We start from the raw sequence: 15,663 nt of genomic DNA, 5'->3' as shown, positions 1-15,663 counted from the left end.
GCAGTGGTGTCTACCTATATTTTCCCCCCATCTTTGGAAAGAATGTCGAACTCATATCTGGACCGAATTTCATTTCCTACTTTTAATTTCTTTTCATATTTATCGAAAACCAATTCTCGGTGATTTTCATGTACATATTCTAAAAAAGGGCTTCCAATTGCTTCTTTAAGACTATATCCAACCATCTCTGTCATTTTTGAATTTGCATATTTTACTAAATCGTCTTGAACAATGAGGATGCCATCATTCCCATTTTCTACGAGAGCTGAATATTTCTCTTCACTTTTCTTCAGCTTGATCTCTGCTAACTTACGATCAGTAATGTCTGATATAATAGCTAATGTGGAGTCTTCTCCGGTAAGCACAACCCGGGCTTCAAAGTAATTCAACTTTCTATTTGTCCTAAGTTCGTAATAAAAACGCTGTAATTCTTTTGTTTTGATGGCTTGGTCGATCGATGAAATTACTTTAGCTGCAATATCTTCTGGCAACACTTCTTTGACATTTTTATCCAAAAAGTCTTTAGGTTGAACATATGTATCTATTTCAGTTGATGGGCGGAAGTCAAGAATAGTTCCTTCTTTATTGCATTGAAAGATTAGATCAGGTAAAGCATTAAGGATTGCTTCGTTTTTAATGTCAGTTTCTCTTATTTTTTGTTTCAGCTTCTTTCTCTCAGTTATATCGCGTATAATTGCCATATTTGCAGGCCTGCCTTCATAATCGATAATTGATCCGCTGATCTCTACTGGAACACGTTTACCATTCTTTGACAATATCTCTATCTCATAATTATTGGTAAAATCGCTATGGGTAAATCTTTTTTTATGCCTGTTCAATGTGATGTCTCGATCTTCTTCTGAAACAATATCAAAAAATGATCTACCGAGTATTTCATCTTTTGAATACCCTGCCATATTTTCAAATTTTTGGTTTATATATTTTAGTAAATTATCCTGAATTATGATTATTCCGTCATTTCCATTTTCAACAAGATTCGAATATTTTTCCTCGCTTGCTTTCAAGGCATTTTCTGCCTTTTTACGATCGGTTGTATCTCTGGCAACAGTTATGATGGCAGGTTTTCCTTTGTACTCAATAGATTGGATATTGAGTTCGATTGGAATCAATGAACCATCTTTATGCCTGCTGACAGTTTCAATGATTCCACCTCCTCTTTCTAATTTTTCAAGTACCTGCTTGCGCAAGTTCTCTCTATATTCAGGCGGTGTTACATCCATTACCGACATCTGGGTCAATTCACTTTTACTATATCCCAATCTCTCAAACGTAACTCTGTTAGCTTCTAAGAAGTGCCCATCAAGTGCAAATATTGCAATTTCATCATTAATAGAATTAAAGATTGTTTCGAGATCTTTTTCCAATTCTTTTTCTTTGGAAATATCAATAATCGATATCATTATGGCAATTGATTTGCCTGCTTTGCTCTTTATGGCATTGGCAGAGAATAATGTTATAATCTTTGAACCGTTCGTTTTTGTAACTTCAATTTCTCCAGACCAAAACTCTGTTTGATGAATATTTTTTATAATTTCTATTGCTTCGGTTTGTTCGTTCCAGAAGCTGGTCGAATGGTTCTTCAAAAAATTCTTTTTATTACTAACATCGAATAATTTTAAAAAAGGTTTGTTTATGTAAATAATCTCCCCATTTAGGTCTGTTAAAGCAATGGCATTAATGCTTGATTCAATAGCCTGATTTTTTAATGATATTTCATTTTCAAGTATTGATCTTTGTGTTTCCAAATATGTAGCCATTATATTACTCCATCGGATTATTTATAAATGATTTAATAAATTTTTTTGATATAATTCTTTGTTTTGAATCTTACAATAAATTTATATATAAACCCTTCGATTAATAGTCTAGTTATTATTCAATCAAATTATATAGGTTATATTAATCTTTCAGTTGTTTCTCTTGGCCCAATTCTTCTGATTCATTGTTGCAAAGCTCAAAGCTCAGATATATATAAAAGTGAATCCAAACCTCTTATTGGAGTTGTTGAATTATGATCGCAGAAGAGAAGTTGGAAGAGCTTGCAAAAGCGTGTGAGGAATGTATTGGTAACGATTCCGGTTCGATCGATGAGCATTTTCAAAAATGTCCGGTCTGTAAGTTGTACAAAGAGCAGGTAGAGACCGTCAGCTGCATCACAGAAACAATAAAGCATATTGCCTCAAAATCTGAGAAAGAGAAGTGCGATGCATTATGCAAGAAGCTGGATGAATTCTATAGTATGCCGGATGACCAAAGACTGGAAGCTATAAGCAAAATGCTTGATGCTGAAGGAGAATTATCCGAAGCGGACCTTTTCAAGATAGTAACTACCCGTGTGGATCTTCTCACAAAACTTCCGAAAGAAAAGCGTGTTCATCTAATGGACATGCTGGAGAAAGCAATGTCCCGGTGGTCCGAGGACAGGAAACTGCTGGAAAAGCGTGCTATCATGAATGCAACAGAAGATTATTTCCTTCTAAAAAAGACACTTATCAGGAGAATGTTCAAAAAAATGCTCTCCTGAATTTGTGTGTTATACTTTTACCAACTCTTTGAATGTACGAGCATCAGTACTCAATTTCAAGAGTATTTTCATGGATCTGGTTCTTTGATTCGATGAGGCCATAACTGCTGCTCAGCTCAAACTCAGGTTTCGCTTCATTTGAACGCTTGCCTTTAAACATCCTCTTCAACAATCCTCGTGATTCTTTCATCTTCTCAAGAATTCGACTGTTCCTTATTGCTTTTACGTTATATTCGTCTTCTGACAGAGCCTTCCGGAAATATTTCTCAGCTTTCTCGTAATCTTCCAGTTCTCCATATGCTCTGCCCATATTGTTGTAGATCTCCGAGATCGAAGAAGGGTGCATTTCCTCAGAATTGAAAAGTGCCTTTTCGTATTCCTCGATCGCTTTTTCGAAATATCCTTCGTCTGAGAGGATATCTCCAAGAGCTCCTAATGCGAATGAATTTGAAGGGTTCATCTGGAGTACGAGCATTACTTCTGTTTCAGCTTCACTGAATTTTTTATTCTCTCTTAATGTATTTGCATAATTAAGGTGAGACGCCACATTTTCCGGATTGACCTTCAGGGCCTTATTGTATGCTTCAGAGGATTCCTCAAATTTCTTCATATGTGACAATACGTTACCTTTGTTGGTCCACACGTCCTCTGCTTCCGCATTAAGTTCAAGGGCCTTATCGTATGTCTCGATCGCTTTCTCGTACTTCTTCAGATGATAGTAAACATTTCCTTTGCTGATCCACACATTCTCATCATTCGAATTCAACTGAAGAGCTTTCTCATATGCATTGATCGCTTCCTCATACTTTTTCACCTGGGAATATGCATTTCCTTTATTGATCCAGGTCTTTTCATCTTCAGGGTCGATCTGCAAAGCTTTCTCATAAGCTACGATGGCGTCCTCATATGCTTTAAGGTGCGAATATGCATTTCCTTTGTTGGCCCAGGCGTTCTTGTCATTTGGCTTCAACTCCAGTGCCTTAGTATATGCTTTTATTGCATCTTCGTATTTTTTAATATGTGTATATGCATTACCCTTGTTGGCCCAGACAAATTCATATTCCGGATCGAGTTCCGTGGCTTTGTCGTATGCATATATCGCTTCCTCGTATCTTTCAAGGCAGAAACATGAATTTCCCTTGTTGGTCCATACACTTTCCTGTCCCTGATCTATCTCAATTGCTTTGTCATAAGCCTCTATAGCTTCTGCGTATATTTCGAGAGTGAAAAGTGTGTTTCCTTTGTTGATCCAGATATCCTTTGAGTCGGGATTGATCTCAGTGGCCTTTTCGTAAGCTTCAATTGCTTCCCCGTGCCTTTCGAGGATCGAACAGGCATTTCCTTTATAGGTCCATGCCATTTCATCATTCGGATCGAGTTTCAGGGCTTTATCGTATGCCTGGATTGCTTCTTCATATCTTTCCAGGTTGAAGTATGCATCTCCTTTGCTGACCCATATTTCCTCATCCTTTGGATCAATGTCTGTGACCTTATTGTATGCCTGGATCGCATCTTCATACTGTTTCAGGTTGGTGTGGGCGTTTCCTTTACTTGCCCATATGCTTGCATTATCCGGGTCAAGCTGTGTGGCTTTTTCATATGCCAGGACCGCTTCCTCATATTTCTCCAGAATTAAGGATGCATTTCCCTTGCTTGCCCATATTATCCCGTTCTCCGGATCGATAGCGGTAGCTTTTCCGTATGCTTCGGTAGCTTCTTCATACTTTTTGAGGATCAGGGATGCATTTCCTTTGCTTGCCCATATTGTTCCGTCCTTCGGATCGATCTCCAGGGCCTTATCAAATGCCCCTATTGCTTCCGGATAATCTTTCAGGTCAAAATGGCAGTTACCCTTCTTTGCCCATGCTTTTCCATTTTCTGGGTCTATCTCCAGAGTTTTATTGAAAGCTTCTATTGCTTTTTCATATTCTTTAAGATTGAAATGGGAGTTACCCTTTTTAGCCCATGTCTTGTCATTTTTTGGGTCTATTTCCAGGGTCTTGTTGAATGCTTCTATTGCTTCCTCATATTTCTCAAGTTCATAGAGTGCATTGCCCTTACTTTCCCATGCTTCTTCATTGTCAGGGTCTATTTCCAGGGTTTTGTTGAATGCCTCTATGGCCTCATCACCCTTTTTCATATGGGAATATGCAACTCCCTTGTTCTCCCAGGCATCCTTTGATTCAGGATTAAGTTCAAGGGCTTTATTGTAGGCTTCAATTGCCTCTTCATACTTTTTCAAGTGTGAGAATGCATTTCCCTTATTGATCCATACATTTTCCTCTTCAGGGTATATGTCCAGGGCTTTAGTGTATGCATCAATTGTTTCCTCATATTCTTTGAGGTTAAAAAAAGCGTTTCCTTTGTTTATCCAGGCATTTTCATTTTCCGGATAAATGTTTATGGCCTGATCGTATGCTTCAATGGCTTCTTCATATTCCTTAAGGTTAAAGGCAGCATTTCCTTTGTTCATCCAGATGCCTTCAAGTTCCGAATTAAGTTCAAGTGCCTTATTGTATGCTTCGATAGCCTCTTCGTATCTCCTGAGATTAAAATAAGCATTTCCTTTACTTTCCCATGCTCCTTCATCCTTTGGATATATCTCAAGTGCTTTATCGTATGCGTCAATGGCTTCTTCGTACTTCTTCAAACTAAAGAAACTGTCCCCTTTTTTAATCCACTTCTCAGCATAATCAAGATGCATATATACTACTTCCATTTTTAGATTTAAATAATTTTGCATCAATTTTTGTTTATTGATACTTTTGGTTGCTTCTTCTCCGATTTAGATGTCTTTTTCTGGCACCGTTTCTACATTATTATGGGGGATGTAGAATGATTTAAATATATGTTGATTCCGTTGGATCTGTGGTCCCCCTCTTTAGGTTTTTTTAGTTGTGTTTTTTACAAACAGTTTTTTATAAAGAAAATGTGAAATTACTATCTATCTAATAATCTGTACAGTTTGCACGTATTGGGGGCTATGAACATTATAGTACTGGAAGACTATTACTTTAGCATCATTGTAGTTGCGGGTACTCTTATCCTTTTGGCATTATTGAGCTTCGTTTTCCGTAAGACCCGTATATTCTCAGAGCAAAAGACCTTTGAGCAATTTATCTTACTGCTGGTCGCTTTTATCGGGCTAGTTGTTCTCGTGCTTAGCCTTCCGATACCGGACAACACGAAGCAGACCCTTCTGAGCTTTTTTGGTATCCTGATTGGTGCTACCATCGCTCTTTCATCTACAACTTTTGTGGCAAATGGTATGTCAGGCATAATGCTAAGCCGCATAAAGCCTTTCAAGGCGGGCGATTTTATCAGGGTTGAAGATACCTTTGGAAGGGTTTCTGACATTGGTATCCTGCATACTCAGGTCCAGTCAATTGATCGTGATCTCATAACGATCCCGAATCTGAAACTGATCTCTAATCCGCTGGTAACTATTAGTTCATCCGGTACGGTTATTTCTACCACTGTTTCGTTAGGTTATAATGTGTCAAGGGAAAGGGTTGAAAAGTCTCTTGTCAAGGCAGCAGAGGAGGTAGAGCTTGAGAACATCTTTGTGCATGTGGTCGAATTGGGGGATTTTTCAGTTACATACAAGGTAGGAGGTCTTTTGAAGGATGTATCCAGCCTTATAACCAAAAGGTCAGACCTGAAAAAGATGATGTTTGACAGCCTTCATGAAGATCACATCGAAATAGTATCTCCGACATTCATGAACCAGAGAGTTTATCCCGATGATGCTATTTTCATACCTGCTGATCACGATAAGGTAACTGTTAAGCCACCAGCGACCTATGAGTATGTTACGGAGGTTACCACAGAGGATGTCATATTTGGAAAGGCCATTGAGGCTGAGATAACCAAGAAGATCTCCAAAATGATAGAAGATATGGAACAGAAGCAGAATGAGTTTGTCGGCCTTGTCAATCGGGTAGCTGATGAGAATCTCAGGGCAACGGAAAAAAAAGCTCTTGATTCCTTATTGGGGCAAAAGGAAGATCTTAAAGAAGATCTGGCTTCTGTAATCGAGTCCCTGGGAAATGAAGAGAATACTTCTACGGATGGTGTCCGGCTAAAATCTCTCCAGTATCTCGACTCAAGGGCAGGTGACATCAATATTGGACTTAAGGAACTGCTGGACAGGGTCAGTAATGAAATTGAACAAAAAAAATAAGACGGTGTAATAATACAATTGAAGGGAAAAATAAAATACATCACTGCTAATTTCCGATGAGTCCTTTTGGTAATCGATGACCTTGTTCTGTGAGGGTTGAGTCATTTTTTTGATATACTCTTGATTATCTCTTTTATTTGTCCTTGAGGATCACAAGGGTTATTCTTTTATATTGTAACTTGTTTCTTTGTACCATAGCTAGCCTTTTTATACTAACTTTGCTTACAGTGGTGCAATTATACACTGTTATGTTATAATCCGGTCTGGTCCGGTTATGGTAGTATTAATTGTATGTCCTGATGCGCGTAAAAGGAGAAGATGGAATGAATGTGAAGATTCCCTATGGTAAGGATTTTGTTGATCTTGAAGTAAATATCCCGCATGAGGTACTTTCGCCAAATGAGCCGGAGGTAGGGGATGAGTCCGGGATAATCTCACATGCACTTTCACATCCGATCGGCAGGGAACCTTTTGATGAGTTTGTGAAGAATACTGACAGCCTTCTGGTCATAGTTAATGATGCCACCCGCCCGACTCCAACTGCCCGTGTCCTTCAGGACATGAAAGGTATCCTGGCGGATCATCCTGATGTGAAGTTCATAGTGGCGACCGGTGCACACAGGGCACCTACAGAGGATGAGTTCAGGTTTATTTTCGGTGAGATCTATGATGAAATGAAGGAACAGATCTTCGTGCATGATGCCAGAAAGGACGAAGATATGGAGTATCTGGGTGTTTCCTCCAATGGCACTGAAATGTATATCAACAAGATGGTGCGCCAGGCAGGCAACATTCTTGTTATCGGAAGTGTGGAGCCACATTATTTTGCAGGCTATACCGGTGGCAGAAAAGCCTTCCTTCCGGGAGTTGCAGGCTATAAGACAATTGAGATGAACCATAAGCATGCTCTTTCCAATGCGGCACAATCGCTTGCACTTGAAGGCAATCCTGTGGCAGAGGACATGACCGATGCCATGGAGGTGCTTAAGGACCTTAATATATTCTCGGTCCAGACAGTTCTTACTGCAGACCATGGTCTTTATGCAATGACAGCAGGGGACCTGTTCGGGTCCTTTGATGCTGCTGTTGATAAGGCCAATGAGGTATTCTGCACTAAGCTCAGCAAAAAAGGGAACATCGTACTCACAGCGGCACCATATCCAATGGATATAGATCTTTACCAGTCGCAAAAGGCTCTCGAAAATGGAAGGCTTGCTCTCGAAGAGGGCGGTATCATTATATTAGTGTCCAAGTGCCGTGATGGCGTAGGGGAGGATACTTTCCTTAATCTGCTTGGTTCCTCAGCGACCTGCTCTGAAGTCATGGAGAAGACATCCGAATGTTACAAGCTTGGATTCCACAAGGCAGCAAGGATGGCACAGATAGGTACGTGGGCTAAGATGTGGGCAGTTTCCGACCTTGATAGTGATGTCCTGAGGTCTGCGAAACTGGAATCACAGGAAGGGATCCAGGAAGCTTTCGATAAAGCGGTCGGTCTTATCAGGGAACAGGGCAAGGAACCACATGCTATTATTCTGCCACAGGGCAGTCTGACAATTCCTCTTATTGAATAAAGGTGAAATAATGGACCAGCAGATCATTAACAAGTTGCGGGATATTGTAGGTGAGGCTCATATCAGGACCTCCACGGCTGAGCTGTATGCCTACTCTACCGATGCCGGCATCCACCGTAGTATGCCTGATGCTGTGATAAGGCCAAGGACGACTGCTGAGATCGAGAAAATAGTGAAGCTTGCGAATGAGCATCTTTTCCCGATAGTACCGAGGGGTGCCGGAACCGCACTTTGTGGTCACAGTGTACCTGTTGCAGGTGGCTTGGTCATTGATCTGCAGAGGATGAACACAATAAAGGAGTTGCATATTGAGGACCTTTATGTGGTGGTAGAGCCTGGTGTGACCCACAAGGACCTGAACGCAGAGCTTGAAAAATATGGTTTTTTCATCCCCGGTCCATCCAGTGGGAATGTTGCTAACATCGGGGGAATGGTGGCTACCAATGCCTCGGGTGGTAATGCTGTGAAATATGGTGCTACAAGAGATTATGTCCTTGGCATGGAGGTTGTGTTCCCCAAGGGGGATATTGCAAAGCTTGGTTCAAGGACTCTGAAGAACTCCGCTGGCTACCAGCTGGAAAAGCTGATGTGTGGCATGGAAGGTACTCTTGGAATCATAACCGAGATAACACTGAGGATCGCCCCATTGCCGGAGGCAACTGCGGTTGCAGTGGCGGTATTCGATACCCTGGAAAAAGCAGGTCAGTGTGTTGCTAACATGATCGCAAGGCCATTGATACCTTCGGGGCTTGAACTGATGTCCAGGGTTTGCATCGAGGCAGTGAACAAGGCTGTTTGCATGGGACTTCCTGATGAGGAGGCCATTTTGTTGATCGAGGTTGATGGTAGTGTTAATGATGTGAAGGACCAGATACGAAAAGTGATGGAAGTTTGCAAGTCTTCCGGTGCGCTTTCTGTTGACTTCACAGATCATCCTGAGAGAAAGGAGGAGCTCTGGAAGGGCAGAAAGGCGATGATCCCTGCATTGTCGAAGTATGATGATGATCTGGTGACCGTTATGCTTGCCGATGACATGGCTGTGCCAATGAGCAAGGTTCCTGAAGCCGTAACAGCTTTTCAGGAAATTTCCGATAAATATGACATTGTAATTGCAAGTTATGGTCACTCAGGTGATGGGAACCTGCATACAAAAGTTTTAATGGATCCCACGAAGAGGTCTCACTGGGATCAGGCAGAAAAGGCAGTGGAGGAGATCTACAGCAAGGTCATGGATCTTGGCGGTACGATCACCGGGGAGCATGGGGTTGGTATGACCAAAGCTCCTTTCTTCCTCAGGGAGAGAAAATGCAGCCTTGATGCCATGAGAACGATCAAGATGGCTCTTGATCCTAATAATATTATGAACCCGAACAAGATCATGGACTGGGAGGATAATTTCATTTCCCGTCTGAGGTATCATCTGGAGGAAGAGTGAATGAGGACAGATAATCTGAAGGAATGGAAAAAGGAGATGCTTAACTGCACGCAGTGCGGCTTCTGTAAGGAGATCTGCCCTATTTTTGATAATCTTGAATGGGATTCGTCAGTAGCAAGGGGTAAGATGGCTCTTTGTTATGGGCTATACGCAGGTGACATCGAACCTGATGAATCGGTGCTGGAACGCATATATCAGTGTACTACCTGTGCCGATTGTACCCGCAGGTGCCCTTCGTCCACGGAGGTAGTTGGGGTCATCGAAGCTGCCAGGAAGGACATCGTGGCTTCAGGTGCCGTAGGTTCAACTCACAGGAAGATAGCAGATTCAATAGCTACACTGGGAAATCCGTTCGGTGAATCGAAAAGCCGAAGGGAGGTATTTGGAGAAGATCCTCATCCCGCTAAGATCGCATATTTTACAGGGTGCAGCGCAGCTTACCGTAACCAGGAGACTTCTATGGCAGGGATCTCCATATTGAAGAAACTTGGTGTTGATTATACACTGCTTGATGAGGTCTGCTGTGGCAGCGTACTCGGAAGGATCGGTTTTTCCGATGAGGTCATAAGGGGGCAGGCGGAGGCTAACATTAAAGCTATAGAAGACACCGGTGCTAAGATCGTGCTTTTCTCATGTGCGGGGTGTTTAAGGATGTTCAGGAAAGAATACCCTCATTTAGTGAATATGAATTTCAAAGCCATGCACTTCGTAGAGTGGCTCAGCGAGCAGGATCTCGATCTAAAGCCTTTCAACAGGAAAGTGACTTACCATGACCCATGCCACATCGGAAGGCATCTGGGTATTTATGATGCACCCCGTGATCTTATCAACATGATACCTGAGATCGATTTTCTGGAAATGAAAGATAGTCGGGAATCTGCACGTTGCTGTGGTGGCGGCGGTGGTGTCAGGTCACAGTTCCCGGAGATCTCACAACAGATCGCAGCAAAACGAGTTGAACAGGCCCGGATAGCAGATGTTTTGCTTACAACATGTCCTTTCTGTGTCAATAACCTGACACTTGGACTGGATGGAACTTCTGATCTTGAGATTCGTGATCTGCTTGAGCTTATTGATGAACTTCTGGAAACGGATTAACGTTTGTAGTGAGCTCATCCTTTAATGACAATCTGCTTCCCGAATCGTTCATTTATTGGCGGTTCGGTCTATCTTTTTTCTGTTTTTATGAAGAAAGTCTTTAATATCTTTTGTATCAATTGACCTATAGGTATTGTTGGAACCAAAAGGTATCATGGTTCAATCATTCCGGTAAAGGTGGTAGTACGGTGACATTGAAAAAGATGTCATTCATGTCTTTGTAAAGCAATTCTGTGTAGTTGTCTTTGCAGTTAGTTCAGGCGTAGATGTGGAAGATAGATGATCTCAGAAAAGGAAAATGGACGCTCCTCGTGCGTAATGGTCAATAGTAACGACCCTGGTAATGTTGAAATTATTAATAGGTCTGACCTGGCCAGTGTTCCAAAAGGGCAGGCCCCAACTCATGATAATCGGATGAGTTTTGTGCGTTTTTTGAATTCGGTTCATAAAGCTATTAATGATTCCGCCTCTCTGGAGGCTGGTTTTCGGAATGTTGTGAACATGGTTCCATCGGGGATGCAAAAATCCTCCATATCCTGTTCGAGGATCAAGTTCGATGATATGGTTTTTCAGTCAGGGGAGTTTAATCTTTCGTCTTCGAAATATGCTTCTGACATACTTGTTGAAGGGACTGTCCATGGAAAGTTAGAGGTTTATTTTCAGGAAATGCCGGATAGTGCCGGTATTCTCTCTTGTTTGAATGAAGAAAAGGATCTCATCGACTGCATTTCAGATTTCCTTGGAAGTTTTGCCGAGCAAATACTTGTGGAAAAGGACCTGGTTATTTTTAAGACTCTTGCAGATACGGCAAAATATGGGGTTGCAATCGTGGATATGAAGGGAACTCTCCTTTATCTTAACGAGGCTTTTGCAATAATGCATGGATATTCTCCGGAAGAGATTCCCGGAGGTGACTTCCTTATGTTCTGTGACGATGATCAGGTTCCTCGCTTGAAATATTTGCTTGACATGGTGCTTGCAGATGGTAATTTCAAACAGGAAGAGGTTTGGAATATGAGGAAGAATGGCAGTATTTTCCCTGCTATGGTTGATTGTAATGTTATGGTTGACAAGGACAATGTACCCTCTCAGCTTTCTATAATGATCCATGATATCAGTGAAACAAAGAATGCTGAAGAATGTCTTAAACGTGCACAGGCTCTTGAGGATGCTGCTAATTGTTCCAAGAGTGAGTTCCTTGCTAATGTAAGTCATGAACTCAGGACGCCTCTTAATTCAGTTATAGGGTTTTCGGAGATACTGCTTGATGGCAGATGCGGTGAGCTCAACGATGTTCAGCGAAGATATCTGCAGAACGTCTCCAAGAACGGCAACCACCTTTCTGAGATCATAAATGATATTCTTGAGATCTCAATGATAGAAGCAGGTAAAGAGGAAGTAACCTTCGAAACGTTTGCTATGATCCCGGTTATCATGGAGGCAAAAGATTCTATAATGCATTCTATTCTGGAAAAGAATGTGTCATTCTCTTATGATCTGGATCCGGATCTTCCACAGGTCAATGCCGACAAGGCAAAGTTCAGGCATATTATTTACAACCTATTATCAAATGCTGTAAAATTCACTTCAGAGGGGGGAACTGTTGCCATTGATGCCGTAACGCTTGGTGAGATGGTGCATATCACCATTAAGGACGATGGTATTGGTATTCCAAAGGAGCAATTGCCTCATCTTTATGACAAGTTCTATCAGGTAGATGGTTCTACAAAGAGGCTTTATAGTGGCACCGGTCTGGGGCTTGCGCTCACGAAGAAACTTGTAGGTCTGCATGAAGGGCAGATGTGGGTAGAAAGTGAACAGGGGAAGGGCACCACGGTTCATGTGATGCTTCCACTTTAAGCCTTTATTGCAGGATTCAGGGTATCAGTATATCTGCAATGGCATGAATTACCCCATTGCTGCATTCGATATCTTCTTTTTCGATGGGGATCCCGTTGATCTTTACATCACCATCTTTTGAAATTTCCAGTTCCTTGTCATTGAGTGCGGTCAATGAGTCAGTTTCCATAAGGTCTGATATCAGGTATTTTCCTTTTACGATATGGTAGTTTATGACATTCATGAGGTAATCAGGGTCATCAAAAGCTTCATCTATCACACTATCGGGTATTGGTTCGAATGCCTTTTCCATAGGTGCGAATATTGTATATGGTCCGTCGCTATCGAACTTCTTGTCAAGGCCTAATTTTTTAGCCGCATCTACCAGTGTTGAAAAATCACCCATTTCGATTGCTTTTTGTACGATGGTCTTTGTTTCACCCATTTCATTAGCCTCCGGGAGGTATTTACAGGAATGAAGTGTCCGGCTCAAGGAATAATGTGGTATGAAGGGGTTTTGTATGTGCTGTATGGTACCCCTTCAAAGATCTGGTATTAATATGAATCAAGTTGTGCTCGCATAAGGTCCTGCTTCTTCTTTTCGAGGAAGCTGTATACTGAACCGTGGTTCGCACCGTCGATGAGCATTTCCATTGCGGTCCTGATTATGATTATCTGTTCAGGGTCACCGATTATGCTTACTGTTTTCCCGTAGACTGATATCTTTACACCGATGAGGCTCTCTGCGATCTCTCTGGTCTTTCCACCTTTGCCGATGATCCTTCCTTTGAGGCGCAGCAATTCTTTTGGAGTGGATGCTGCATGTGAGAGGTCAATTATTTCAAGCATCAGCATATCGTTGTCAAAGAAGCTGTAGGCCTTTTCAGGATTGAATCCTCTTCCTATGGCCTGTATTACATCGGCTGCTCTCATAGCCCCTACCGGGTCGTCTCCGGGTACGATCTCGATGGTTCCGTTTTCACTGTCAATTTCCAATTTAGAGGTGGATTTTTCCTCGATCATCTTTTTAACATTGCCTTTTGGGCCGATGATCGCGCCGATCCTGTCCTGTGGTACTTTGATATGGGTCATATGTATTCCTGTTGATTATTGTGATCTTAATTACGTTTTTAGTTATCAGGTTCTGTTCTTTTTATCCGCTCGTAGATGCTTTGAGGTGACGCATCGATCTTGTATCGCTTAAAGTACCTGAGCAGGTTCTCTATGTCTCGCCTCAGGAACTGGTCTGCGCGCGGGTGCTCCAGAGTCACAGATTGTCCCATATCGATAATAATGGGTGTTATGTCTTCTGGATCGATAAGTATGTTGTATTCGCTCAGGTCACCATGGACGAGGCTTGCTTCTTTGTAAAGCTTATGCATGTCTTCTACTATTGTTTCGAAGATTTTCTGTCCTTCTTCCTCATCCAGTTTTGTTTCTTTGAGCAGGGGGTAAGGATTTCCATTCTCGCCCATGAATTCCATTATCAGGATGTTCCTTTCAGTTATAATGGGTTCTGGTACGCGGATCCCGGCGGCCTTTGCACGCATAAGGTTTCTGAACTCTTTTCTTGTCCATGCAAAGATTATGTCCCTTTTGTTGTGGCGTACGTTACTAAAACGCGGATCTCCGAGGATGTAATCTTCCATTGATCTGAAAGTGCTTGAAGATATCCTGTAGATCTTTACTGCGATATCCTTTTCGTTTTCGCCACTGGCGAGGAACACGTTTGCTTCCTTTCCTGTACTGATGGACCCGCCCAGGGCTTCTACAATCCCCTTGTTTGAGAGAGTATAGAGTGCTTTTAAAGTGGCATTATCAAATACATTCTCGATCACTTTGAGCGTATCGCTGTCTTTGCGTCGAACACGTAATTTATCGACATCATTGTCAAGACGCTTTATTTTGCCTTCTAGTTTTTTTTTCATAATTATCCTTTGAGGAAACCTTTGCGTTCAAGCCAGTTTACCTGTGGGCGGGTATATTTCCAGATGACATCTGCTTTTGTATCCTGGAAATCCCATGGTACTGCAATAACAATGTCACCTTCGCGTATCCATGTTCTCTTTTTCATAGATCCGGGAATGCGTCCCATGCGGACCACACCATCCATGCACCGCAGTCTTAGTCGGTTTGCACCCAGAAGGTTCTCTACGGTTGCAAGGATTTCTCCGTTCTCTTTTCGTGGTGTTCTTACACGTGTTACCTGCTGAGGTGCAGCATTGTTGTTACCGGAGTTCTTTTTGTACAGTTTGATTCCTCTTTCAAATTTATACAATATATCGCATCATTTATGCACCATATATTGTTAAAGGTTGCGTATGTTTTCTATTGTTTGGACCCGTTTTTGTAATTATTCTGCTATTTTTGTCATGAAGTTGTATTGCATTATTGGCCTTATTAGAGTATGGCAATATCGCGAGTTTCTCCTCGAGTAGATAAGTAAAAAGTATGGCAATGGATATCTATTTATACTAGTTTGTATATGTAGGAGTCCTCGCAAGGCGAGTAAGAATGCGGATCACTATGATCAGTGGTCGTTTCTTTTGCTCTTCGTTGCGAGCATGGATGTATGTGGGCAATCAAAACGCTTATATACAAGTCCGTGCATTTAGGAGACCTCGCAAGGCGGGCAATAATACGGGTCAACAATTACGTTTGATTCGCTTTATCGCTTTCTATTGTGAGTCTGCAAGTATATAAGCAATCCAAAGTCTTATATACTAAAAACGACATATATTCAATTCCGCACAATGTGTGTGGATTTATCACCTCCAAATCAAAATCATTGGTGGAGACCGGAGCTTTTCCGGTCTGACGTTGAAAGTGGCAGTTCGGTTAATTCTGACTGATAGTGACATTATCTATCAAAAAGAAATAACCAACTATTGTGCATAGAAAACAACTCTCTAATTAAATAGAGTTCTTTTCCGACAATTCTTAGTTAACTTCCAAATTTTGTGTGCTTTAACAAATAACTCTGGTTGAT

12 protein-coding genes are annotated in these 15,663 nt (G+C 41.6%); 6 read left to right on the top strand and 6 right to left on the bottom strand.

The genetic code is table 11. From position 1 onward, the window contains the following. Positions 1-14 precede the first annotated feature (14 nt). Positions 15-1,778: a PAS domain S-box protein gene (locus tag WOA13_RS05270; protein ID WP_342126912.1), complete on the bottom strand. Its 1,764-nt coding sequence runs from the start codon at positions 1,776-1,778 to the stop codon at positions 15-17. 254 nt (positions 1,779-2,032) lie between these two features. Between WOA13_RS05270 and WOA13_RS05265 the strand changes: the two genes are divergently transcribed. After that, a complete protein-coding gene (locus tag WOA13_RS05265; RefSeq protein WP_342126911.1) occupies positions 2,033-2,545 on the top strand; it encodes a hypothetical protein in 513 nt (170 codons plus the stop codon). Positions 2,546-2,588: 43 nt separating this feature from the next. Here WOA13_RS05265 and WOA13_RS05260 read toward each other — a convergent pair whose 3' ends face one another. Further along, positions 2,589-5,264 carry a tetratricopeptide repeat protein gene (locus WOA13_RS05260; protein ID WP_342126910.1) on the bottom strand — a complete coding sequence of 892 codons (2,676 nt, stop codon included), beginning with the start codon at positions 5,262-5,264 and terminating at the stop codon, positions 2,589-2,591. A 264-nt stretch (positions 5,265-5,528) separates the two neighbouring features. Between WOA13_RS05260 and WOA13_RS05255 the strand changes: the two genes are divergently transcribed. From WOA13_RS05255 to WOA13_RS05235, 5 genes are all read left to right on the top strand, one after another. Continuing rightward, a complete protein-coding gene (locus tag WOA13_RS05255; RefSeq protein WP_342126909.1) occupies positions 5,529-6,728 on the top strand; it encodes a mechanosensitive ion channel family protein in 1,200 nt (399 codons plus the stop codon). 323 nt (positions 6,729-7,051) lie between these two features. Then, a complete protein-coding gene (locus WOA13_RS05250) occupies positions 7,052-8,302 on the top strand; it encodes a nickel-dependent lactate racemase family protein (protein ID WP_342126908.1) in 1,251 nt (416 codons plus the stop codon). Between the two features lie 10 nt (positions 8,303-8,312). Beyond that, the gene (locus tag WOA13_RS05245; protein ID WP_342126907.1) at positions 8,313-9,737 is read left to right on the top strand and encodes an FAD-binding oxidoreductase; all 1,425 of its coding nucleotides are present in this window, start codon (positions 8,313-8,315) and stop codon (positions 9,735-9,737) included. After that, complete coding sequence (locus WOA13_RS05240) at positions 9,738-10,835, top strand: (Fe-S)-binding protein (RefSeq protein ID WP_342126906.1); 1,098 nt, start codon at positions 9,738-9,740, stop codon at positions 10,833-10,835. A gap of 279 nt (positions 10,836-11,114) precedes the next feature. Further along, on the top strand, positions 11,115-12,695 hold the full coding sequence (locus WOA13_RS05235; RefSeq protein ID WP_342126905.1) for a sensor histidine kinase: 1,581 nt from the start codon (positions 11,115-11,117) through the stop codon (positions 12,693-12,695). Between the two features lie 16 nt (positions 12,696-12,711). Here WOA13_RS05235 and WOA13_RS05230 read toward each other — a convergent pair whose 3' ends face one another. The 4 genes from WOA13_RS05230 to eif1A form a co-directional block, all read right to left on the bottom strand. After that, positions 12,712-13,119 carry a fasciclin domain-containing protein gene (locus WOA13_RS05230; RefSeq protein WP_342126904.1) on the bottom strand — a complete coding sequence of 136 codons (408 nt, stop codon included), beginning with the start codon at positions 13,117-13,119 and terminating at the stop codon, positions 12,712-12,714. Positions 13,120-13,229: 110 nt separating this feature from the next. Continuing rightward, positions 13,230-13,766: a KH domain-containing protein gene (locus tag WOA13_RS05225; protein ID WP_342126903.1), complete on the bottom strand. Its 537-nt coding sequence runs from the start codon at positions 13,764-13,766 to the stop codon at positions 13,230-13,232. A 38-nt stretch (positions 13,767-13,804) separates the two neighbouring features. Next, entirely contained in the window at positions 13,805-14,602 is a 798-nt protein-coding gene (locus WOA13_RS05220; RefSeq protein WP_342126902.1) for a serine protein kinase RIO, read from the bottom strand. A 2-nt stretch (positions 14,603-14,604) separates the two neighbouring features. Further along, positions 14,605-14,925, bottom strand: a complete 321-nt coding sequence (gene eif1A / locus WOA13_RS05215; RefSeq protein WP_342127172.1) for a translation initiation factor eIF-1A — start codon at positions 14,923-14,925, stop codon at positions 14,605-14,607. Between the last annotated feature and the right edge of the window lie 738 nt (positions 14,926-15,663).

This window comes from Methanococcoides sp. LMO-2 (genome assembly GCF_038432375.1).
GTDB classification, from domain to species: Archaea; Halobacteriota; Methanosarcinia; order Methanosarcinales; family Methanosarcinaceae; genus Methanococcoides; species Methanococcoides cohabitans.
This window is presented reverse-complemented; position numbering and strand designations above follow the sequence as displayed.

Bases quoted from the DNA above. Each gene is read 5' to 3' on its own strand.
- WOA13_RS05265 (WP_342126911.1), top strand. From the start codon at position 2,033: ATGATCGCAGAAGAGAAGTTGGAAGAGCTTGCAAAAGCGTGTGAGGAA.
- WOA13_RS05270 (WP_342126912.1), bottom strand. From the start codon at position 1,778: ATGGCTACATATTTGGAAACACAAAGATCAATACTTGAAAATGAAATA.
- WOA13_RS05225 (WP_342126903.1), bottom strand. From the start codon at position 13,766: ATGACCCATATCAAAGTACCACAGGACAGGATCGGCGCGATCATCGGC.
- WOA13_RS05245 (WP_342126907.1), top strand. From the start codon at position 8,313: ATGGACCAGCAGATCATTAACAAGTTGCGGGATATTGTAGGTGAGGCT.
- WOA13_RS05235 (WP_342126905.1), top strand. From the start codon at position 11,115: ATGATCTCAGAAAAGGAAAATGGACGCTCCTCGTGCGTAATGGTCAAT.
- WOA13_RS05240 (WP_342126906.1), top strand. From the start codon at position 9,738: ATGAGGACAGATAATCTGAAGGAATGGAAAAAGGAGATGCTTAACTGC.
- WOA13_RS05250 (WP_342126908.1), top strand. From the start codon at position 7,052: ATGAATGTGAAGATTCCCTATGGTAAGGATTTTGTTGATCTTGAAGTA.
- WOA13_RS05230 (WP_342126904.1), bottom strand. From the start codon at position 13,119: ATGGGTGAAACAAAGACCATCGTACAAAAAGCAATCGAAATGGGTGAT.
- WOA13_RS05260 (WP_342126910.1), bottom strand. From the start codon at position 5,264: ATGGAAGTAGTATATATGCATCTTGATTATGCTGAGAAGTGGATTAAA.
- WOA13_RS05255 (WP_342126909.1), top strand. From the start codon at position 5,529: ATGAACATTATAGTACTGGAAGACTATTACTTTAGCATCATTGTAGTT.
- WOA13_RS05220 (WP_342126902.1), bottom strand. From the start codon at position 14,602: ATGAAAAAAAAACTAGAAGGCAAAATAAAGCGTCTTGACAATGATGTC.